Below are 22,287 nucleotides of genomic sequence, written 5' to 3' on the forward strand. Positions count from 1 at the left end.
TAATTATTATAAAATATATACGTTTATTAGGTTTTCATCGAATTGTAAAATGGCTAGGACAATTGCTTACCTCCGAGTATCTGCCTTGGATCAGAATCTCGAGAAGAATAAAGCAGACATACTGCACTTAGCTAATGATAAGAGTCTTGGCCCTGCAGAGTTTGTTGAAGAAAAGGTTTCAGGAAAAATTCCCTGGAAGCAAAGAAGAATTGGGCCATTGCTTCAGGAGTTAATAAAAGGTGATGTGATTATCCTGAGTGAATTTTCCAGGTTGGGACGGAGCATGTTGGAATGTATGGAAATTATTTCAATAGCAGTACAAAAAGGAATACGGATTTATACTGTTAAAGGAGGATGGTCGTTAGATAACACAATACAGAGTAAAGTAATGGCTATGGTTTTTTCAATGGCAGCCGAAATTGAACGTGACCTCATTAGCAAAAGGACAAAGGAGGCTTTTCAATCCGTTAAGCTTTCCGGAATTAAACTGGGTAGACCGAAAGGGCCAGGTAAAAGTAAACTAGATATTTTGCGTCCGGAAATAGAAGCTTTATTGAATAATGGAACTTCTCAAAAGTTTATTTCAAAACGATACAATATAACCGAATCCACACTCTCGAATTGGATAAAAAAGAACAGCATTAGAACTTTGACAAATATATTCAAAGTTTTATGATGATGGCAGAGGTACGAGCCGTGACGGATTTGTTCCCTTTCTTTAATTTACCCCAAATTTTTTGAAACACCTAATCTAATGTGTGTTTGCAGTTCTGTCGGTGTCTGTCCGAATTGTTTCTTGAAAGTGTGAGAAAAATGTGACAAGGTTTCAAAACCTAATTCCAGATAAACTTCAGACGGACGTTTATTTTTTTGTGTGATCAAAAAATGTGCTTGCGCTAATCTTTCTTTTTGTAACCACTTTTCGGGTGTTGTACTGAAAATTTCCAGAAAATCACGCTTAAACGTAGACAAGCTTCTTCCTGTCAGTTTAGCAAATTGTGCCAATGGGATGTTGTATGAAAAATGCTTGGTCATATATGCTTTCAAATCTATTTTGTGTGGTTTGCTGAAATCAAACAATAAGTTTCTCAATGCAGGATTTCGAAGCAAAATTTCAAGAGCTTCAATGATTTTGACGTACTCTAATGTTTGCGTTAGTTTCTCCGGTTGTGTAAAATAAGGCATTAGTGAACTGAAATAGCCCTTCATAAACTCATCATTTTCTAACATTACATTTGGTTCGCCAATGTAAATTCCATCAGCTGCTACATCATGTTCCAAGCTGTATTTTTTAAGGGTTTCTTGGTCTAAAAAAATGTTGATGGTAGTAAATGGTTTTCCCTCGAAAGGTTTTTTGATTGTTTTCATCAATTGAAATCTCTTAAACAAACACACTGTGCCAGCCGTGTAAGTTGTAACCCCGTCTGGTGTATAATGTTCAGCTATACCAGACGTGATTAAGCCCAATACGTGATCATGGACAAAATGGGTATGACCGAACTGTATATCGCCTTCACAAGCCTGCAAGATAATACTGCGGCTTTTTTGCTCTTTTTGCATACTGATAAAGATACCTTATTTCATTTGGCTCATTAATATTCTATCAAACATCTTATCAGACAAGATGCTTCGTAAAAACAACATCGGCTTTGCCATATAACCACCAGCATACCTTGTTTTCGGATTTTTTGCTTCTATACTTTTTTTGATCAATTCCGCAATTACAATCGGCTCGGGAACATTACCTGCCAATTTTTTAAACGATTTTTCAAAAGCGGTTACCAATCGGGCGTATGCTGTCTTACCCGAAACTCGCATTAAACTTTCAACCGCAATGTCGCCCCATTCTGATTTTGTGCCTCCCGGTTGAATCACAATTACGTTAATACCGAATTGCTTTACTTCCAATCGCATTGCATCACTTAATGCTTCAATTGCAAATTTACTTGCGTGATACCATCCGCCTAGGGGAGACGCGATTTTACCGCCAACCGAAGAAAGGTTTACAATTTTACCGTATTTGTTCTCCCGCATTTTTGGTAGTACCAGTTGAGTCAAACGCATTGCACCAAACACGTTTACTTCCAACTGATATTTTGCATCTTGCATTGTAACATCTTCAATTGCACCATAAGAACCGAAACCTGCGTTGTTTACCAAAATGTCAATCCTTCCTGCTTCCTTAAAAATCTGTTCAACACAAGCCGTAACGCTTTCGTCATTTGTAACGTCTAATGCAATAGGCTTAATGCCGTAATTTATCAGGTCTTGCATTTTTTCTGTCCTGCGTGCCGCACCATAAACATTGTAGCCGTTTTGTGCTAATAAAATTGCAGTTGCTTTTCCAATTCCTGCTGAAGCCCCTGTAACTAAAACTGTCTGTACCATAATTATTAAAATTTTTATGGTGTAAAATTAGTTATTGCTAGTCCATCTAGGTATCCTGAAACGTCCAAAGTGCTATCTTGAGACGTTCAAAATTACCAGCGGAGTACATTGATTTTTTTTGTTTTATCCGTCTTTAATGCTTACATGGTTGATAGATTTCTCTTTCAATAGCTCATATGATTCTATCAATATTCCCTAATTATTTGGTAACAAGACAGCCAGTGTCCCAGTATTCCACCGTTTATTGGTAGAAAATGAGATGAGTATTTGAGAAATGATATCTTATCGGGTAAAATAGAACGGTAGATCTAAGTGTACGGATAAAAGGGAGCGTAAAATGAACTGTGTCAGCATCACTTCATATTAGGTGTTGGCTTTTTCAGCCAACACCTAATATGAAGTCTCCGTTAGGTTTCAACCTTTCCCCAAATTTAATGTACAATTGAGACATTGTCAAGCCCCAGTTATGTAAAGGTGCAGTCCACTTTTTAGAGAAGTCTTTAAAGGCCAGGTACACCAGTTTTAGCAGTGATTGATCTGATGTGAAGGCTCCGTCTGCAAAACAGAATCCTCAATAAACCACACGGCACCCCAGCTTGGATATTTTGTAGTTCGACAATACAATGTATTAGGCTTTAGAATTCATATCTTTATATAAGATATGATGATAGAACGTATCACTTAAAAACGATCTATATGAGAAAAATAAGCGAAGATTATTGGATACTCTTTTTGTTGATGGGTGGAGTATTTTCGGTTAATATCTTTAATCATGGTATTACCGACTTTATAATGAAAGTTACGATGTGTTTGACCATAATAATCTTTGCCTTCGGAATTTTTGGTTTATGTAAATACTTGGAGTCCAGCAGAAATGTTTAAATTGATAGCCGCACAAAAAGATAAAGACCTTTCAGACCACTAATGTAGAAGAGGACCTACAAACTCCAATTTTCTCTGCCTAATAATTACAACGCTAATGCATTCGTTTCAAATATTTGCTTCATGTGTTAACCCCTTTATGCATTTTAGATACACTTTTGCAGATAATAGGTAGTAAGACTTTTACCCCAAGCTGGATCTAATGAAGTCATTGATTGCTGTTTGATATAATTTACTGCAGCTTTCTGTAAAAAAGGTTTAGCCTTTGAAGCACCACCACCTAGAAACGATGGTTTATGAAATAATTGTATACCCTCCAGCAAATTAAGACGTGGATTATTGGGGTACAATTTTAATAAATCATCAATTTCCGAACTGGTTGCCAGAAACGTTTTCAAACGTGCCATGGGAGAGGCAAAAAAATCTGATTGATGAATATATGTTTGTAGAATGGCTAGCTCTTCTTTATCACCAGATTGGTCCTTCGCTTCGTTAAAGTATCGTTGAGCCACCTCTAGTGATTTGTCCTTACTATCGGTTTCTTTCTCAAAATGTGCCATAACTGTATAAGTGTAGCTTACATAATATTTCGGAAGCCACCTGTCTTTTTCAACTTTTGAAATGGCTTCAAATTTATTAGCTAATGATTTAAAAGTCATAAGGTTCTCTGCTTTATCAAGTGCATCGATAGTTGTTTTCATTTCCTGCTCATACCTTGTTTGAGCATTTAGACCAAATGATGCTATGGTCAGTGCTAATACTAATACTCTTGTTTGTTTTCTCATCATTTGTTAAATTAAAAGGGTTTATATTACAGGCTTATAAACAGTGCTGCTAGATAAAATCTATTAGCTTGGGGCGTAACAGGAATTAAATCATATTTATTACTGGTTGAATTAAATGTATTATTGTAACCATACACATTATTGTTCCCAAAGACATTACTTACTGAAAAATAAAAGGTGACTGGAATCTTGGTAAGGCTCGACAAGTCATAAGAGTAATTTACACTTAGATTATGGTAAGGCGTGGTTTTATCAGAAAGGAACAAATTTGCAGGTTTATTGGCATCATAATAAGGACGCCCGGCTGCATAAGTGTAGGAAATTCCTATAAAGCTTTTGAGTTCAGTGATCCACTGTTTATAAACAAGGTTGAAGTTATGCTTTGAGAAAAATTTTGGAGTTGTGTACAATAAGTAATCTCGATAAAGCTTTTTTGTATCTAAATAGGAATAGCTAATCCAAAAGTCTCCGTTTTTTATAGACTGACTGTCACGATAAAATGCATCAAGTCCTTTTGCATAGCCGTATCCATTGTTTGCATAATTTGCTGGGTCTGGAATATCAGGAACGCTATAAGTTATTAAATTCTTGTAGTCTTTATAAAAAAGCTCAATTCTAAAAAGTCGGTCTTTTACTTTGTACTGGTAATTTAAAATAAAGTGATCAGCTCTTTCTGCATTCAGTTCATTAGTGAATTTCAAATATTGGGTCTGAGGATTCTGGTAAAATATTCCATAGGCTGCTGAGAATTGGCCATGATCAGAAATCCGGTAAGCAGCAGACATCCTAGGCATTAATCTAAAATTATCCTTTATTATACTATTTTCTACCCTCACCCCAACCCTAAAAACTAGTTTTGAAGAAAGATTATATTCCGCTTCAGTAAAAAAAGCACTCTGAAAATCATTAAATCCAAGTTTTTGTTGTACCTCCATAATTTTGATGTTTTCATCAAAGTTTTTAAGCAAAAGATCTCCTCCATAGTTTAAGCTTATTTGTTGCAAAACTCTTGTAACCAACGCTACTTTAATCTGGCCTGAAATAAATTTGTCATTGATTATCAGGCTATCCAGACTAAGATCATTTCTATCTAAACTGAATCCTATGCCCGTTTTAAGCATGGTACCATTACTTAGGTTAGTTTGAAAGGAATTTTTAATGAAAATATTCTTATTATCAAGCGCCAATAATACATTTGGTTTGCTGTAGCCATAATAGGGGTAATCTAAAGCCGATCGGTCATCATTATATGAAAAAAGGGTTTTACTTAGCCCACTTCCGATGTGGTTGATGACATTGAGCGATCCGGAGCTTGTCTGGGGTGCTTTTACCCAAGTTGTGTTTTGCGGAACAATTTTAAAATAAGGGCCTAAGTTTGAATAATCAAAAGCAGCTACATAAGTAGATTTCTTTAACTTCTTTGTGCCAGCTATACCAAGACCAAGGGAATATAAGTTTATATTAAGCTTGTCGCTTGCAGGGGCGCCATCAGTTTTTAATAAAACTACCGATGAAAGAGCCTGGCCATACTCAGCCGAATAGCCACCCGTACTAAAAAACGTTCCGGAAAACAGCATTGGAGAAAACCTTCCTTTTGTCGGGATTCCTTCGAGGCGTTGCTGATAAGGAGATTCTACCTGTAGTCCATCAATAAAGGTTCTTGCTTCGTAATCATCCCCTCCTCGTACAAACAATTTACCTGTTTCACCGACAGTTTGTGTCCCGGGTAACGTAGATAACGCTCCATAGATGTCGCCACTTGCACTTGCTGTCGTCACAATATCCATCGGCTTTAAGGCAACTGCTTTTCTCTCATCGCTGGCATCAAAAGAACCAGCGACTATCGATACCGTTTCTAACGTCTTTTCATCTTCGTATAAAACATATATCGGCTGTAAGATATCTGTGGTCAGCTCTATTATTTGCTCTATCGATTTGAAACCGACTGATTGGATTGTAATGACCTGCTTTCCCTCTTTTGTCGTCTTAAATGCAAATGTCCCATCAGCAATAGAGCTTGTACCATCATAACTACCTTTGAGATATACGCTAGCACCAGAAATGATATTACCATTCTTATTTACAATTTTACCAGCCACTATAAATTGCGCTTTTGAAGACCATGATAAAAAAAACAATAATGTAAATATTAAAAATGTTCTCATATATACTTTCTCAATGTTTTGTCGAGATACTTTTTGAATGTTTTAGAGGAAACTTTTTGTCTTTAAATACAGCAGTTACGGTTAATGCTCCACTTAATTGCACCATAAACGCCAGACGAGGTGATGTCTGAACCTGTAACATTAAACTCCAAAGGTGTAAGAAATTTATAAGCCCGCAATAAATTGATAGACCGATTATAAGTGCAAGTGAGCCTGCAGAGACGTGAAGAATTATGTTGCCTTTACGAAGTAGAGAAATAAGTTCCATGTTGTGTTTTGATCACAAAAGAACTGCATTGCTGTTTATACTTCGCCTCATCCTACACAATAGGACTACTTTTAGTACTGTTTTTTCGCTGGTAATCCCGTGGACCAACACCTACCTGTTCTTTAAAAATACGGTTAAATGCTGACTTCGAGCGAAAGCCACAATCATGTGCAATGCCTAAAATGGAAAAATTAGAAAAGGAAGGATTCAAGAGTTTTGTTTTAACCTCTTCCACTCTGTAAGCGTTTACAAACACAAAAAAGTTGCTTCCAGATTTCTGGTTGATTACTTGCGAGAGTTGGTTTGAATTTATAGACAGCTGATTTGCGAGTTGGGCAAGACTAAGATCATCACGAAGAAAAGGCTTTTGAGTTTCCATGTGGCTTAAGAGACGCAGGTATATGTGCTCAACCGCAGATTGATCAATACCGGATTTTTTGTAAGGAGCATCTTTCGTCACATTTTCTGCTGTCATTTTTGTTATAGCCAACATTAGGATAGTGCTCTGGCGCAAACCGAAGTATCCTATAAGGAAAACGTATAGTGACAGTAACGCACCGACGTATCCAAAGAGGGTGTTTCCGGAAATCAAATGTAACTGAGTGCCAAAATGAATAAATAAAAATAACACAAGAAACAAGACCAGTATTGTAAACACCAACCATTTAAGCCAATTCAGATTGATGGTTTCAGTGTATGAATACTCGTCGGGTAAACTTTTCTGATAACGGAGCAAGACTACAAGTCCCATGATAGCATAGAGCCCAGGAATAATGGCCATGGGTAAGGTAAATACGTAAACAAAAACTGACGAGATATTGGACGAAAAATGGGGATAACCAAATTTCATGAAAATATCAAGGGGATGGCTCAGTTTTATCCAACCCGTCAAAATCATATAGGCGAGCCAGGGTGTGAAGTAAACGACAAGGCGTTTATAATCTATCTTTTTACCGAATGAGAGGCTGCAAATGTACTGGAAAAGTATCGGGCCGCTAAGTAGTGGTATAGAGAACGCCAATATTCCCGAAACCCCACCGGAAAAGGAGTTCGTTTCCTGATTATCATAATAGAAAAAAAGTTGTATGCTTACCAAAAATAGCCATAGCATAAGCCAATAATCCGAGTGAGAACCTTTGTTTTTAGATCGAAAAAGCAGAATTAAGAAAAATCCGTGCACAGCACCTGCAAATATTATGGATCTGAGAAGCATTTAAACTTTAAGTTATTTCAAATCTATACAATCATTTGAAATAAGAGGAACATACTTTTGTTACATGTCATCAAGCGATATGTATATTTATTCATTTGTAACGGTTAAAACTAATTCATGAATTTGGCCAAAACGAAATCATGAAAAGTCTCTTCCTAACATTCCAAGAAAACGACCGTTTCTTGATAATTTGATTGCCTACATTAAAATTATATTTAGATGATTGCAATGGCATTTTGTTCGCGATATTAGGTTGGATAAATGGAATCCTGGTCTTTTTTGTTATCTAGGGGTTAATTAAAGAAAAGTACAAAAATTACCACGACTTCGCTGTAGGATTTTTTTTCTTAAGAGTCTCCTTGAATATTCAATTCTCAGCGATTAGGTTTAACTGCTTTAAGGCATTAAAGTCGAATATTTAAATTCTTTGCCATCCGAAAAGTCATAAGCGATGGAAATAGACGGCCAGACGATCAGCAGAAGAAAAGCAAAGAGAATTGGAGAAAACAAGGAAACATCTGATAATTCATTCTGCAATAACAACATCACTGAATTTTTTTACAAATGTAACCACCAGTACATAAATTACGCTTTATTTTTACGGTGTCAATAAATTGAATCAAAATTCGATAGAGCAATTGTTGTATTTATGATGATAACAACATCTAACTTTTAATAAAGATATAAACCATGGTTAAACACCAAAATAACAAGATTACCTTTTTAAAGCGTTATTCGTTTTGTTTAATCATTGTATGCATGATTATTGCCTGCAAAAAAGATCCATCAATTTCACCTGAAAAGAAACCAGATATCACACATAAAAGTTATGAAGATTATGATTTTGGCTCAATGGTGGCAAGATCAGGTTTCTATATTACTGATACCATATGGAATAAAGAGGACATGGCAAAGTTTACCATACGTAAGAGCCCAAATCAGGAATATGTGTATCCTCTTAGTGGTGATGTAAGCAATATTTATCTAGGTTCTGCTATTGATGGGAAGTATTTCATGGAAAATAATGGCTCATTAAAAGCATATACAAAGTTCCAAAAAAAACCCTTATATACGGTTACATCAAGCGCTTATAATTTGAATCTCCCTCGTGTTAGATTAGATGTGCCACTCGATAATAAAGCTGCAATGGATAGCCTGGTAAAAGTGTACTTATCCGGTGCAAAGCCAAGCATTTACGGCTTTGCGAGATACGAATATGTTCCTTTCTCAAACTATAATCAGCTTAAATTATTCTTTGGAGATGATATGGACGTAAGGAGCCTTTTTAATATCAATTCAAGCGATGATATGTCCAATGTAGAAAATGGCCTGGTTTATTACTATATGAAAGAAACTTTTAATTTTCGCTTGTTTTCAGAGCTGAAGCATTTTTTTAAACAGCCTTTTAATATGACAGAGGTGCAAAATGATGAAGCTGGATATATTAATAAAATTACTTATGGCAAAATCGGTATAATGACAATTGATTCAAAACTTAAATGGAGGGAAATGAGGACAATTATATCAAAGATTGAAGATAAGAAAGTACTTTCATCCAGCGAGCTAGCCGTATTAAATATGGGAAAAGTTCATACAAGCTTGATAGGCTATAGTTTAGGAGATCAGGCAGCTGTGAATAAGTCACCTGCGACTAATGAAGAAAAGGTTATTTCCTTCTTTTCTATTTGCACCCCACCAAAGAACTTTGAGACTACCGGAACATTCAGCTATGGGGATCATGGAGTACCTATATTCTTTGAGCTGAAAAACTTGTATTCCGGAACAACATTCTTAGAAGGTTTCAATTTTTCTAAAACCATAAACCTTTAAATTACAAAAAAGAAAGTAGGTCCGCATTCGATGGTAGATAACCTCTGTTGTTAATCATAACTCATTTACCGAGGTAAGCTCAGACGAATATCCTTTATGTGTTATTTTGAAATCATTGTAGTTTCTTATATTGCAATCTCTATTATATAGGAATAAGATGGTCGGTTAAATATATGGGAAAGAAAACTTACGAAGGAGTTATAAGAAATAAGGAAAGAACAAAAAGAAAATTTCTTGATGCGGTGGGCGATATCATACGTAGGGAAGGTCATCAGCATTTGGGAGTTAATAATATTGCCAGGGTTGCTTGTGCAAATAAGGCATTAATTTATTCTTATTTTGGAAATGTCAACAACCTTATTGATCAATATGCCAGGGAAAATGATTATTGGTTGCTGTTTAAGGATAGCCTAGAAGAGCAACTGCATGATAAAACCTTAAATAACAAAGACCTTATAAAAAAGGTGCTCTCCATGCAATTCGATTTTGTGAATTCAAATTTAGATATGCAAAAGTTTATTATCTGGCAGGTTACCAAAAGAGATGCCTTTATAACAGATATTCTAAATGATAGGGAAACGATAGGAAATCAATTCTTTAATGTAACAGATCAAATCCTGGATAAAAAAACTGATTTTAGGGCGATATCGGCACTGTTAGTAGCAGGTATATATCACCTTGTCTTATATTCCAAAAATACATCTGCCACCTTTTGTGGCATAGATTTGAACACTCCAGAGGGGTCTAAAAGGATTAAGAATGCGTTGAGTAATCTTTTAGATTTGGTATATGAAGATAGTTCAGTGAGTACTATTTAATAAGAGGTAAGACGAATAACGTTGACAAATGATAAAGAAGGATATTTTTTTCATTTTTGAATCTTATTACATAAAACGTGCTACTATGTTGAAAGGAACAGATAGCGCAATTTGAAAACTTGAATTTAATAGTGACAAATGTAACCACTAGTACATGCAATCGGCCCGAGGAATTTAAGATGTGAATGTTCTAATTCATTATTCCCACCTTATTTGGTAATAAGCAAATGACAGTCTCTGTTTTCCACCGTTTTTTGATAATGAATAGAGTTCAGTATTAACATCCCCTTGGTAGACTGGTTTGGAGATTATTGTATATTCGTATTATTAAAACATTTCGTCAAATAACATGAACAGTGGATCCGGGTATGTAATTATAAAAATCCTGCTCGGTCTTTAAATCTCCTAATATGATCCAAGTGCTGCGATTTCTCGCTATTACAATCCTAATATCCAGTACAAACGTTTGCTATACCTTTGGCCAATCAGTTGCGGAGCAAATCGTTGGTCTTAGTGAACACATAATTCCTTTAAAGGGAGACATTGCGGATTTTGAGATTTCAGAATATCAGAAACTTGGACCAAGTATAGCTGATAAACAAGTCATAGCACTCGGCGAAGCTACACACGGTACCCGCGAATTCTTTCTTTACAAGGCTGGATTGTGCAGATATTTGATAGAGGTGCTTGGCATGAAGACAATCATTATGGAATCGGATTTTGCAGGGACCCAGCAAATAAATGATTTTGTAGTGAATGGAAAGGGCAGTGCTGAACTAAGCATCTGGCAAATGGGCTTTAGCGGTACCACCCAGGAGTTCATTGATTTTGTTAATTGGGTAAGAGCCTATAACAAGAACAAAAGTGCTATTGATAAAGTCGTTTTTTATGGTTGCGATATGCAATATCCCAGCTATGCTGCAAATACTATCAAGGATTACCTGGTTAAGCGGAAGATGATAAATCCGGAACTTTCTAAGGGCTTTGAGACAATGAATAAGTTTCTTCCAAGCTTGACCAAAGATGATAAAGTCATGATTCGGAAGATTGTATCATCGCTGGCGAGTGTAGACTTTGCAGATCAAGATCCAAATACACGATCGTTATACAGGCACGATGTTAGAGTCTTAGAACAGTTCGTTGACTACATGGATGCACAATCGTCTTTGTTTCCCGCTAAACAAAGCGATCTACGAGACAAGTTCATGGCGGAGAATTGCAAATGGATATACGATTATAACAAAAAGGGTAAAACTGTAATCTGGGCACACAATGAGCACATCAAAAAATCGAAAGGTAGTGATGGGTTTATTAGAATGGGAATTAGCCTTGCCGAAGTCTTTAAGGATGACTATTATGCGATTTGTTTAGATTTTTATAAAGGAACAATGCGGTCCTTTGACATTAAATTAAAGAAAAATATACCAGTAGAGTTACCACCTGGGAAAGTTGGTTCAAGTGGTGAAGTTTTTTCGCGCTGTAATGTTCCTACTTTTTTTCTTGATTTTAAAACAGCGGAAACGAGTATGGGGGTTTATAAATTCCTAAACGCTAAAATTCCGTCTGTGTTTTATGGTGGTCACTTTGATACAGGCCAGCCAGTACACTACGTAAACAATAAGCTTGGCGACGCCTATGATGCGGTTGTTTTTTTTACGCAAACGACTGCAGCCTCAAATATCAAGAAATCTGAGTAAGATATCACTTTTGTGCTAGAAGAATATAAAGTGGGATAAAGACGAAGTGTTAGAAGCTAGCTTCATATTATCTATAGTCCTCAGCCTTTAAATCTCTTCCAGCTCCATTAAATTGCTAGCCTTCATCCTCATCATGATAAACTTGTAACTATACTTGATCACATGTTCTACAGTAGAAATAGTCGTTATTCAGGACATCTTTAAACTCGTTAGCCTTACCTGTAAAATGCTTAGCAAAACCAGTATTCGTCTATCAATATTCCCTCCTTTAAAGACGGCCCTGGCTGATCTGACCTTAATTAAAGCTTTACGGCAAAAAGAGAAATTTCGGTTTGTGCGATAAATCTGGCTTGCGTTAAATCTTGTATTCTCCATTATTCCACCGTTTTTGATCCATTTTTAAGCACCTGTAATTGACCATTTTCTCCGCCAAGTTTAATCAAGCTTGACCTGCCTCAACACTACCTTTTCATTATTATATTCTAAGGTTCCCCTCCATTTGCCTTTAACTACGGTTGACTCACCAGTAATCTCGTTTACGATTGTCATCGTACATGAAGCTAGTAATAACTTCTCATCTAATGAACGATAAACAGCTATCTTAGACTTTGAGGGTACCTTTATGGTTGTTAAGTGTGCAGTATTAGCTACATAAGGCTTCTGTTTCTTTTCTTCAGAAAAAGGCCATTTGTAAACGCCCAAATAGACCTTATTTGCAACTACCGTGCCCGGTACAAGCACTTCCAATTTGCTTAAATCCATGTTTGGTGGAAGAGAGCCGCTGAACTCAAATTTTGACGACATCAAAAATCCATCGTACTTTTCTTCGTATTTCACCTCAAAAATAGTTTGGCCATAGTTGTCGAACGTTTGGGGCTTAACTTCATGAGTGATAATAGTAAGCGAATCTATATCTTCAATGAAATAAGCAATTTCCTTAACGGAAAAAGTGGGGGATTGGGGTTCAATGATATCCGTGTGATTATCTTTCTTACAAGCTGTAAAGGCATTTAAACATACCAATATCCCAAATAAAAATCTTCTCATGCAACTATCTTTAAAAGTAAAAACTTATATAAAGTTAGTGATAAAATGCAAACTTGGTTATAAACGCTCGAATTTACTTGCATTAAATTCGTCAGCTGTTTCCATGTCTGTACCAGACTTATACCTTTGATAGTGGGTTTATCATTATTCCCTCCTTTTTTAATAGATGATTGTTGTCCCTTAGGCACCGCAACTGAACATACCAAATCTTCCCCAATTAAGCCAATTCGGTCTTTTTGTTTTTTGCAGATTATCATAAACTCATTCCATTAATCAAAGCCTTTTTTAGTGTTTTTGATAATGAGTTTTTGATAATATTTTAGAAGGCTCAACCATAATAGTTGTCTCTCAAAACGAACGTTTAATGGCACTCAATTTTCAACCTTCTCCCACGGTGTAAAAAATGCCTTTCCAAGCTCTGAGGTAAGTTTGCATATTCTCTTATAATGGTGCCACAAACTCTTCTCGTAAATTGTGTATTTGAGAGAAATATCGCCTAATATGAAAATTGATTAAGCAAGAGTCAGTACCGCAGACCAAAATTTAGACATGCAACTTAGGCAAAATTATAATTTAAACCTTCCTTTAAACGATAATTATAATTTGATAAAATCAGAGTAATGATTATAATAATTGTTATAATTTAAGTCCCTATAACGTGTTGTGCGATTAAAAAGCGAGTGCATATTTAAGCTGATTAATGGGTTTGTTGTTTTTGATATTGATCGCCTGCAAGCAAGTAACAGCGGCAAGCTTGGCAAATATTCTCATAGTTAAACCCTTCAAAGATTTATCATAATTTCTTTTAAGCATGAACTGGTCGCACAGCTGAGCGAATAAGGTTTCAATCCTTTTTCTGCATTTCCTGAATACAGGCTCAAATGGTTGTTTGTCTTTCTGATTATTACGCATAGAAGTCTTTAACTGTATTGAATAGATCTAACTGACTGGTTTTGAATAAATACCCCCTGTCACCAATCAGTGTACAATTGTTTAATCCAGAGTGCTTTATGTCATTCAGATAATGGATGTCATGTACGCTTGCTTTACTGATGTCCATGAAGTAGAACACCCCTTTTACAGAAGTAACCAGATGAAGTTTATATCCAAAATACCAAGCCTTGTTCACTGCGGAATACCCTTTATCAGGAGCTGTATCAAAGTTTTCCCTGCATATTCTTGAGGATTATTCCCGAACGATTTTACAGATTGGAACAGGAATAGAATCAATAATAAATACATTTTCTCCTTCATTCATTTGTTTGGCCAGGTGTTCATTAAGCTGCCGCAACCAGGGAAAGATTACTTTTCTTCTCCGGTTAAAATTGCAGCGATGGATTAACCGTGGAAATTCAGTTGAATAATCGTGTTTAAGCTTGCCAAACAAGTATTTTCCTAAGTCAATACCTAAAGATTCAGCGGTTAATACCAAGGCAATAATCTCACAATCAGATAGTTTTGGTTTTCTAGGATAAAATCTAAAGTTATTGTCCTCATTAATAGAGGATTTAAAAACAGATTTGGTAATTTCTAAAAATTGATTGAAATTGATCGAAAGGTTGTGCATAAAGAGTAATTTACTTGGTCGTAATTCCTCTTCAAGATACTGATTTTCAGTATTATGCACAATTTTTTTATCCATTTTCGTCTCTTTTTTTAATCACACAACACGTTACCTATAATAGGTTTTCATCAAATTACAAAAACGCTAGGACAAGAGCTTACCTCTGGGTATCTACCCTTGATCAAAATCCGAATAACAATAAAGCCGACATAATGAACTTAGCCAATAACAAGAATCTAGGCCAGGTAGAACTTTTTATTTTCCTTTTAAGGAAAACTGTCCCCCACCTTACATTTACCTTACTCAGCCAAAGTTTTCATCCATGGAAGGGCATCAAGTACCATAGGGACAACACTAGTTGTATGGGTACCACCTGGAATTGGAATCAGCGTGAGCTGCTTTGATCCGGCTGAAATGAATCTATTATATGTCGTTTGCGATGTCTCAAAAAATACCGCTTCATCGGCTAAGCCATGATACATGCGTGTTGGACATACCGGATACCAGTCAGGGAAGCTATTGATCGCTATTTTAGATTTGAAAGCAGTTTCTGCAGCTGGGTTACTTAGGCTACTAAAAAAGGCTGTATTTAGAAGAGCCGAAGGTGAAGTGCTTAACTCCTGATCAATCTGCTCACGGGTTTTTGAACCATCCAGCAAAGCAGGAATTTTAGCAGCATATACAGGCATAAAATAATCTGTCAACGAGCGGTTAAAGCTATAAGTAGTATTGTAAGACTGGATAAACAAAGCCAAAAACGATGGGGTTGCATACGTCGGAACGCTTGCCACTTTTGCCAACATGGTAGTCAGATCATATCCACCGGCACCTTCCGCTGCGGCTGTTAAGGTTAGTTTAAGATTTTTGTTGGTTTCGATCTCTTTCTGGGCAGCCATTGTCACATAGCCACCTTCTGAATAACCCATCAAAAACAGTTTATTGTTAATGGCTATATCTTCTGATTCGAGGTAGTATTTGGTCGCTTTAATCATATCTACGACTGTAGCGGCAGATGACTGCATGTCATAATAGGGATGAACAATATTTTTGGATTCGCCATAGCCTATAAAATCAGGTATGATAGTTACAAACCCGGCTGAGGCTCCTAATTCGAAACCACTAAAGGTAGAAGGGAAATTCGACGGGGCATCAGCATCACTAAACATCGTACCGTGCTGTGCGCTAAGCAGTGCAGGTGTCGTTGGCATATTTTTGGGGATGCCAAGCAGTCCAGAGGCCAGTACTTTGCTTCCGTTTAAGGTAGTATAATAGGTGATTTTATAAAAATCTACATCGTACTGAATCAGCGGCACAAAGCTGCCGAAACCTTTAAGCACTGCTACTCCCTGCAACTGTAACTGGGTGAAGCTACCAACAGAAGTGGCGGAAACAAAAAGGTCTTTTCCATCGGTTTTATCGGTTATATCATCATCTGAATTTTTTTTACAACTTGCAAAAAGGGTCAGGCAAAGCAATACGATGCTAAAGGTTCTAATAGATGTTTTCATAGGTCGAGATAGTATACTTAAAATTAGGATTAATTATCTAAAAACCAATGTAGTTTTTCTAGAAAAAAAGAAAATATTGTATTACAAACGCCTCGTTTATAATACAATACCTAGCACCACCCGGCCTTTTTTAAACGAAACCCGCTTCCCTGGCAAAACATCCGGAATCACCTCCATTGACTTTACCGTTATAGCGCTATCCTTTGCCTGTTTTCTTATTCGGTAATTTAGGCCCAGCATGAGGAGATTGCCTTTATAAGACATCTCTTTGATCGTTTCTCCTCTGCCCAAGTAGTTGGAGGGTTGATAGTTTACTGCTTCCCTGGGATATTCTGAGGAATTCCCGGATTGGAAAGTTCCGATGATAGCACAGGGACTGAACGCTGCACTGTTCAATAAAATACTTTCATTGGTTTGGCTAAGCTTTGAGTACAACATCAGCGACATACTTACCAATGCCAAACAATCATCTGGAACCGCTTCTTTAAAGGTGATAAATTGACTTTCAATGGTTTGATACCCTTCTATGTCAACGTCCTGAAATCCCAGGTTTTCATAATATTCTTCCCTGAAGTTAAAGGCAACCAGCATTAACCGGATCCGGTGTTTCATATAGGCCCCACTCAAACCTTTTGGCCTTTTAGTCCCTGTTTGGGTATTCAAAGATCCAAGGGTAACACTCACCACACCTTCCAAACTTTTACTTACTGAATGGCTCATTTGCAGCACCTCATTTAGTTTACTGTTCGCATTAAAGTCCAGTCCCTCTAAAAAAGAAAGGTCTGCATCATGCAAATCCCGTTTCCCTTTCTCTCCGCTTACATTATTCAATATCGACCTGTACACCAGTTGTGTACTTCTGTAAGCTGCCGTCCCATCCTTAAAAAAATAAGCCGACTCAAATGCAGTTCTTATCACCGCTGCCGAAGAACTCGAAAGTCCAAACTCACAAGCACTCAATTTAGTTTTTTCGGTTTGTATAAATGCTTTTGCCTTTCCCTGGATGATGTTCTTTCCCCGGTACTCCCTGTAAATCACTGAACCTGTGGTTCCGTGTACCATTCCTTTTTTATCTATTGTAGCCATATCCTGATGATTTATATAAGTAAAGAACTCACTTAACGATCATAAAAGCGAAAGAAAGACTAAATCTTCCTAAATCTTCTTTCCTACAACAGATTCTTCCTGAATACGCAATTAAATTATTTTAAAAAGCATTACGTTCACCATTTAATCACTCGAAATCTTACCACCCAGAATCAGTTGAACTCTTGAATTGGGGGATCCGAACTGATCGCATTATGATAACAACGATAATTGATTATAACTAATAGCAAAAACAACCCCATAAGGATCTAGCCTAAGTCCGACTTGAGCTAGACAATACTGGACTCACTAGGGATCCTTATTGCAGTTTTAATAGATTCAATTACTACCACAATTACCCGAAATGCACCAAACCCTAAAACTTAACCTTGAAATCTTCCTTCACCTGTCCCTTCCTGAAAAACACCAGACCGATCCAGAACAAATCAACAGTAACTGTTACCTCCGAATGTGCTTTAATTTTCACCCAAGCTTCCTCCATCCCCTTACTCCAGTAGATATCATCAAAAATCAGCACCGTATTTTCATTTACCTTAGGCAAACACGCTTCAAAATAATCCAGCGTAGCTTCTTTCCTATGGTTTCCATCAATAAACACAAGATCTAATGAAGGCAAGTCAGCGATCACATCCAGTAACACCGAATCAAAGTTCCCTGTAACAATTGACGCATTCTCAATGTGAAGCGATTTCAAGTTTTCACGCGCAACAGCAGCAGTCTCCGGACACCCTTCAATACTTATAATTCTGCCCTCAGGTACCGCTTTCGCAAGATATGAGGTGGTTAAACCCAAACATGTTCCAAGCTCTATACTATTAGCGGGTTTAAATTCGTTTACTAATCTGTATATTAGTTGGGCTAGTTTTGGTGTTTTTAGTGCATTTTTCGCAAGTTGCTTTATTTGCTTTTGTTTGTTATTATTGATATGTGATCCTGCACCCAGATCTGTTATGGTGATATAGCGTTTATCTTTCAGCAATTGATGCCTGAGCAACTCTATATCGCGGTAATCTGAACGGGGTTTAAAGTCATATATCACCTTATCAATTAAATGATAAACAAAAGGAGAATGCACACCATGACGGGTTTTAGCAGTTAAACGGTGTTTGATGTAGGATTTGAGTAGTTGAAAGTTAATCATGAAGGCACAAAATCAGGTAAAGCGTTTATTCGTTTAGAATAAGAACATAAATGGCCTCAAAAATAGCATAAATCAATGAATAAGGAGTTAGAGTCGTTAGTTAAGTTGCTGGATGATCCCGATGAGCAGGTGTCCAGAAATGTGGAAGAGCGGTTACTTTCTTATGGAAATGAAATTATCGATTATCTGGAATCGGCATGGGAGCAGTCTTTTGATGCCCTGGTGCAGCAACGGATTGAAAATCTTGTTCATAAAATTCAATTTAATGATGTTAAGAACGATCTGACGCTCTGGTATCAGGGTGGAGCATTTGACATCCTGGAAGGGATGATTATCATTAACCGCTATCAGTATCCGGATATGGATTCCCAGAAAATTGTCTACCAGATTGAAGAGATCAAACGGGAAGTATGGCTGCAGATCTTATACAGCATGAGCCCGGTAGAAATGATAAAACTATTTAATCATGTGTTCTATAACGTGTATGGTTTTACTGGAAATACAGGAAATCATCAGGACCCGAATAACTCCTATATCAGCCAGGTGCTGGAGAGTAAAAAGGGAAATCAAATCTCTTTAGCGGTAATTTACTCCATTATTGCACAAAAACTGGATATTCCGGTATATGGCGTGAATCTGCCGCAGCATTTTATTCTTGCTTATGTGGACGAATCGCTTGCTGAAAGTCCACAAGAGGAGGTTTTATTTTACATCAATGCCTTTAACAAAGGTTTTATATTCGGCAAGAAGGATGTGGATTCCTTTCTGAAGCAATTAAATTTGCCACCGGAGGTCCAGTATTACCAGGCTTGTTCCAATACCGATATTATTCGCAGGGTATTGCGGAATTTAACCTCTTCTTATTTGAAATCGGGTAATGAAGATAAAGTGACGGAAATAGGCGAGCTACTTAAAATAGTAGAAGATCAAGGTCCGGCTCTCTAAAATAAGGCCCCCAACTCTATAATTACGAGAGCTGGGGGCCTTATGATGTTTAACATATCCTGGATTAAACTTTGGAGTAAGCTTTTGAACTTACTTTAAAATTCCATTAAATAAGCCTTAAGAAATTCATTCAGGTCGCCATCAAGAACGGCCTGTGCATTGGAGGTTTCATGGTTTGTACGTACATCCTTCACCATCTTATAGGGATGGAGCACGTAGTTACGGATTTGTGATCCCCACTCAATCTTCTTTTTCGCACCCTCGATCAATGCTGAACTTTCACTGCGCTTTCTTAATTCCGCTTCGTAGAGCTGCGATTTCAATAGTCGGATAGCATTCTCCTTATTTTGTAACTGAGAACGCGACTCCTGGTTTTTGATCACAATACCGGAGGGTTTATGGTATAACCGTACGGCTGTCTCCACCTTATTTACGTTCTGACCTCCTGCTCCTCCGGAACGGAATGTCTCGAACTCAATATCAGCAGGGTTTACCTCAATCTCTATCGTATCATCCACCAAAGGGTAAACATATACGGAGGCAAATGAGGTATGTCGCTTGGCATTGGCATCAAACGGAGAAATACGAACTAAACGATGAACTCCCGATTCTCCTTTCAGATAACCATAAGCAAATTCACCTTCTATCTGAAGCGTAACGGATTTCACTCCGGTTACCTCCCCTTCCTGCATATCCTGCTCGGTTACTTTATACCCGTTTTTCTCTGCCCACATGATGTACATACGCATCAGCATATAGGCCCAGTCGCAACTTTCAGTACCACCGGCTCCCGGCGTAATCTGCAATACGGCATAAAGCTGATCTTCTTCGGAACTGAGCATGTTTTTAAACTCAAGCTCTTCCAGTTGATTCAGTGTAGCTGTATATTGTTTTTTTAGCTCTGCTTCATCGGCTTCACCCGCCTGAAAAAATTCGAGCATCACAGCGGTATCTTCTATGGCGGTATCGATTTTAACGATACCATCTGTCCAAACCTTCTTTAACTGGATCGAGTGTAATACTTTCTCCGCATCCTTTGGTCTGTCCCAAAAATCAGGTGTTAGGGTTAACTCCTGTTCCTGGTGTAATTCATCAAGCTTCCGGTCAATGTCAAAGGTACCTCCTCAGGGAAGTTGCTCTATCCCTTAAATCCAGCAATTGCTCTTTAGTCATAACACAAAGATAATTATAAAGGAAAAGAAAATTAAAAAAGGAGTCCTATATTCGCTTTAAATTATCATACTTATGCTACCAAGAATAAATTTTACAGATACAAAATCATTCCAATACCTTACAGATCACTTCATTGACATCAGTGGCAAACAGTTGAAAGATCTTTTTACAGAAGATCCTGCACGGTTTGAAAAATTTTCCGTTCAGTTCAATGATATCATGCTGGATTATTCTAAAAATAGAATAACAGATAAAACAATGGCCCTATTGATTCAGCTGACTACGGAATGCGGACTGAAAGAAGCAATCAACGCCATGTTTAGTGGTGAAGCGATCAATGAAACAGAAGGCCGTGCGGTTTTGCACACTGCCCTAAGGAATCAGAGCAATTTGGAAGTGCTGGTTGACGGTAAAGATGTAATGCCTGACATCAATGAAGTGCTGGGTAAAATTGAAAAATTTACTGATGCTGTAATTTCCGGAACCTGGAAAGGATATACTGGAAAAGCGATCACTGATGTAGTGAATATCGGAATCGGTGGATCGGATCTTGGTCCGGTTATGGTTACAGAGGCTTTAAAGGCTTATAAAAACCACCTGAACCTGCATTTTGTATCCAATGTAGACGGTACACATATCGCAGAAACATTAAAGACCATCAATGCGGAAACTACCCTTTTCTTAATTGCTTCCAAGACTTTTACCACACAGGAAACAATGGCAAATGCACATAGTGCGCGTGACTGGTTCCTGGCTGCTGGTGCTGCTGAAGCAGACGTTGCCAAACATTTTGCGGCCTTATCTACGAATGCGAAAGCAGTTTCTGCTTTTGGGATTGATACCGCGAATATGTTTGGGTTCTGGGATTGGGTAGGTGGTCGGTACTCCATCTGGAGTGCTATTGGTACTTCAATTGCATTGGGTGTTGGCTTCCAGAATTTCAAAGCTTTGCTTGCTGGAGCTCATGCAATGGACAATCACTTTAAGAATACCGAGTTTGACCAAAACATCCCCGTGATATTGGGTCTTCTGGGTGTATGGTACAATAATTTCTTTGAAGCGGAAACCAACGCTATTTTGCCATACGATCAGTATATGCATCGTTTTGCTGCCTATTTCCAACAGGGTGATATGGAAAGTAATGGTAAACATGTGGACCGTAATGGTAATGACGTCAGTTATGAAACTGGTCCGATTATCTGGGGTGAACCCGGTACAAATGGTCAGCATGCTTTCTACCAGTTAATTCACCAGGGAACGAAATTGATTCCTTGCGACTTTATCGCTCCTGCTCAATCGCACAATCCATTGGGCGAGCACCATACGCTGTTGTTATCTAATTTCTTTGCACAGACAGAGGCTTTAATGAACGGTAAATCTTTGGAAGAAGTGGTTGCTGAATTGAAGGAATCTGGTAAATCTGATGAAGAGATTGAGAAACTGGCTCCTTTTAAAGTATTCCTGGGCAACAGACCAACGAATTCTATCCTGGTTAAGAAGATTACACCTGAAACACTTGGATCGCTGATTGCCATGTACGAACACAAGATCTTTGTGCAAGGGATCATTTGGAACATCTTTAGCTTTGATCAATGGGGAGTGGAACTGGGAAAACAACTTGCCAGTAAGATTTTACCTGAATTGAGAAGTGATGACGAGGTTCAATCGCATGATTCTTCTACTAACGGATTGATTAATCTGTATAAAAACTGGAGATAAGGAAATAGGGACATAAGTGTCTATTTAAATGAGAAAT

20 protein-coding genes and 1 pseudogene are annotated in these 22,287 nt (G+C 37.5%); 6 read left to right on the forward strand and 15 right to left on the reverse strand.

Translation table 11 applies throughout. The annotated features are described in order from the left end of the window. Positions 1-676, forward strand: a 676-nt coding sequence (locus tag ADIARSV_RS03745) for a recombinase family protein (RefSeq protein WP_235048354.1), incomplete at its 5' end; no start/stop codon positions are given. Between the two features lie 47 nt (positions 677-723). Here the strand turns inward: ADIARSV_RS03745 and ADIARSV_RS03750 are convergent. The 7 genes and pseudogenes from ADIARSV_RS03750 to ADIARSV_RS21780 form a co-directional block, all read right to left on the reverse strand. Continuing rightward, positions 724-1,560 (reverse strand): helix-turn-helix domain-containing protein, encoded by an 837-nt coding sequence (locus ADIARSV_RS03750; protein ID WP_016194042.1) that lies wholly within the window; start codon positions 1,558-1,560, stop codon positions 724-726. A gap of 15 nt (positions 1,561-1,575) precedes the next feature. Beyond that, entirely contained in the window at positions 1,576-2,388 is an 813-nt protein-coding gene (locus ADIARSV_RS03755; protein WP_016194043.1) for an oxidoreductase, read from the reverse strand. A 379-nt stretch (positions 2,389-2,767) separates the two neighbouring features. Then, a pseudogene (locus ADIARSV_RS23315) lies at positions 2,768-2,941 on the reverse strand (IS256 family transposase); the annotation flags it as partial. Between the two features lie 475 nt (positions 2,942-3,416). Then, positions 3,417-4,058 (reverse strand): hypothetical protein, encoded by a 642-nt coding sequence (locus ADIARSV_RS03760; RefSeq protein WP_152439760.1) that lies wholly within the window; start codon positions 4,056-4,058, stop codon positions 3,417-3,419. A 23-nt stretch (positions 4,059-4,081) separates the two neighbouring features. Next, complete coding sequence (locus ADIARSV_RS03765; protein ID WP_016194046.1) at positions 4,082-6,220, reverse strand: TonB-dependent receptor; 2,139 nt, start codon at positions 6,218-6,220, stop codon at positions 4,082-4,084. A 320-nt stretch (positions 6,221-6,540) separates the two neighbouring features. Continuing rightward, positions 6,541-7,269: a helix-turn-helix domain-containing protein gene (locus ADIARSV_RS03775; protein ID WP_235048355.1), complete on the reverse strand. Its 729-nt coding sequence runs from the start codon at positions 7,267-7,269 to the stop codon at positions 6,541-6,543. 828 nt (positions 7,270-8,097) lie between these two features. Further along, positions 8,098-8,247, reverse strand: a complete 150-nt coding sequence (locus ADIARSV_RS21780; protein ID WP_016194049.1) for a hypothetical protein — start codon at positions 8,245-8,247, stop codon at positions 8,098-8,100. Between the two features lie 213 nt (positions 8,248-8,460). On the opposite strand from ADIARSV_RS21780, the gene ADIARSV_RS03780 reads away from it, so the two are divergent. From ADIARSV_RS03780 to ADIARSV_RS03790, 3 genes are all read left to right on the forward strand, one after another. Next, entirely contained in the window at positions 8,461-9,531 is a 1,071-nt protein-coding gene (locus ADIARSV_RS03780) for a hypothetical protein (RefSeq protein ID WP_040299004.1), read from the forward strand. A gap of 173 nt (positions 9,532-9,704) precedes the next feature. Next, positions 9,705-10,349 (forward strand): TetR/AcrR family transcriptional regulator, encoded by a 645-nt coding sequence (locus ADIARSV_RS03785; RefSeq protein WP_016194051.1) that lies wholly within the window; start codon positions 9,705-9,707, stop codon positions 10,347-10,349. Between the two features lie 419 nt (positions 10,350-10,768). Next, positions 10,769-12,046, forward strand: coding sequence for an erythromycin esterase family protein (locus tag ADIARSV_RS03790; RefSeq protein WP_160166635.1), 1,278 nt, complete (start codon positions 10,769-10,771; stop codon positions 12,044-12,046). A 435-nt stretch (positions 12,047-12,481) separates the two neighbouring features. Here ADIARSV_RS03790 and ADIARSV_RS03795 read toward each other — a convergent pair whose 3' ends face one another. The 7 genes from ADIARSV_RS03795 to ADIARSV_RS03820 form a co-directional block, all read right to left on the reverse strand. Beyond that, entirely contained in the window at positions 12,482-13,093 is a 612-nt protein-coding gene (locus ADIARSV_RS03795) for a hypothetical protein (protein WP_016194054.1), read from the reverse strand. A 669-nt stretch (positions 13,094-13,762) separates the two neighbouring features. Next, positions 13,763-14,005, reverse strand: coding sequence for an IS982 family transposase (locus ADIARSV_RS23110; RefSeq protein WP_016194055.1), 243 nt, complete (start codon positions 14,003-14,005; stop codon positions 13,763-13,765). After that, on the reverse strand, positions 13,998-14,270 hold the full coding sequence (locus ADIARSV_RS23115) for a transposase (RefSeq protein WP_083936518.1): 273 nt from the start codon (positions 14,268-14,270) through the stop codon (positions 13,998-14,000). The genes ADIARSV_RS23110 and ADIARSV_RS23115 overlap by 8 nt, the downstream gene beginning before the upstream one ends. Positions 14,271-14,279: 9 nt before the next feature. Further along, a complete protein-coding gene (locus ADIARSV_RS23120) occupies positions 14,280-14,735 on the reverse strand; it encodes a hypothetical protein (RefSeq protein ID WP_016194057.1) in 456 nt (151 codons plus the stop codon). A gap of 221 nt (positions 14,736-14,956) precedes the next feature. Beyond that, on the reverse strand, positions 14,957-16,165 hold the full coding sequence (locus tag ADIARSV_RS03810; RefSeq protein ID WP_016194058.1) for an alpha/beta hydrolase family protein: 1,209 nt from the start codon (positions 16,163-16,165) through the stop codon (positions 14,957-14,959). A gap of 96 nt (positions 16,166-16,261) precedes the next feature. Beyond that, entirely contained in the window at positions 16,262-17,251 is a 990-nt protein-coding gene (locus ADIARSV_RS03815; protein WP_016194059.1) for a hypothetical protein, read from the reverse strand. Between the two features lie 376 nt (positions 17,252-17,627). Next, positions 17,628-18,413, reverse strand: coding sequence for an O-methyltransferase (locus ADIARSV_RS03820; RefSeq protein WP_016194060.1), 786 nt, complete (start codon positions 18,411-18,413; stop codon positions 17,628-17,630). 75 nt (positions 18,414-18,488) lie between these two features. On the opposite strand from ADIARSV_RS03820, the gene ADIARSV_RS03825 reads away from it, so the two are divergent. Beyond that, positions 18,489-19,358, forward strand: coding sequence for a transglutaminase-like domain-containing protein (locus tag ADIARSV_RS03825; protein ID WP_016194061.1), 870 nt, complete (start codon positions 18,489-18,491; stop codon positions 19,356-19,358). Between the two features lie 95 nt (positions 19,359-19,453). Here the strand turns inward: ADIARSV_RS03825 and prfB are convergent. Next, a protein-coding gene (gene prfB / locus ADIARSV_RS03830; protein WP_152439761.1) for a peptide chain release factor 2 occupies positions 19,454-20,531 on the reverse strand; the annotation gives its coding sequence in 2 pieces (ribosomal slippage) (positions 19,454-20,470 and positions 20,472-20,531; 1,077 coding nt in all). A 72-nt stretch (positions 20,532-20,603) separates the two neighbouring features. Between prfB and pgi the strand changes: the two genes are divergently transcribed. Continuing rightward, positions 20,604-22,250, forward strand: coding sequence for a glucose-6-phosphate isomerase (gene pgi / locus ADIARSV_RS03835; protein WP_016194063.1), 1,647 nt, complete (start codon positions 20,604-20,606; stop codon positions 22,248-22,250). The last annotated feature ends 37 nt before the right edge of the window (positions 22,251-22,287 follow it).

The sequence above is a fragment of the Arcticibacter svalbardensis MN12-7 genome (assembly GCF_000403135.1).
GTDB classification, from domain to species: domain Bacteria; phylum Bacteroidota; class Bacteroidia; order Sphingobacteriales; family Sphingobacteriaceae; genus Arcticibacter; species Arcticibacter svalbardensis.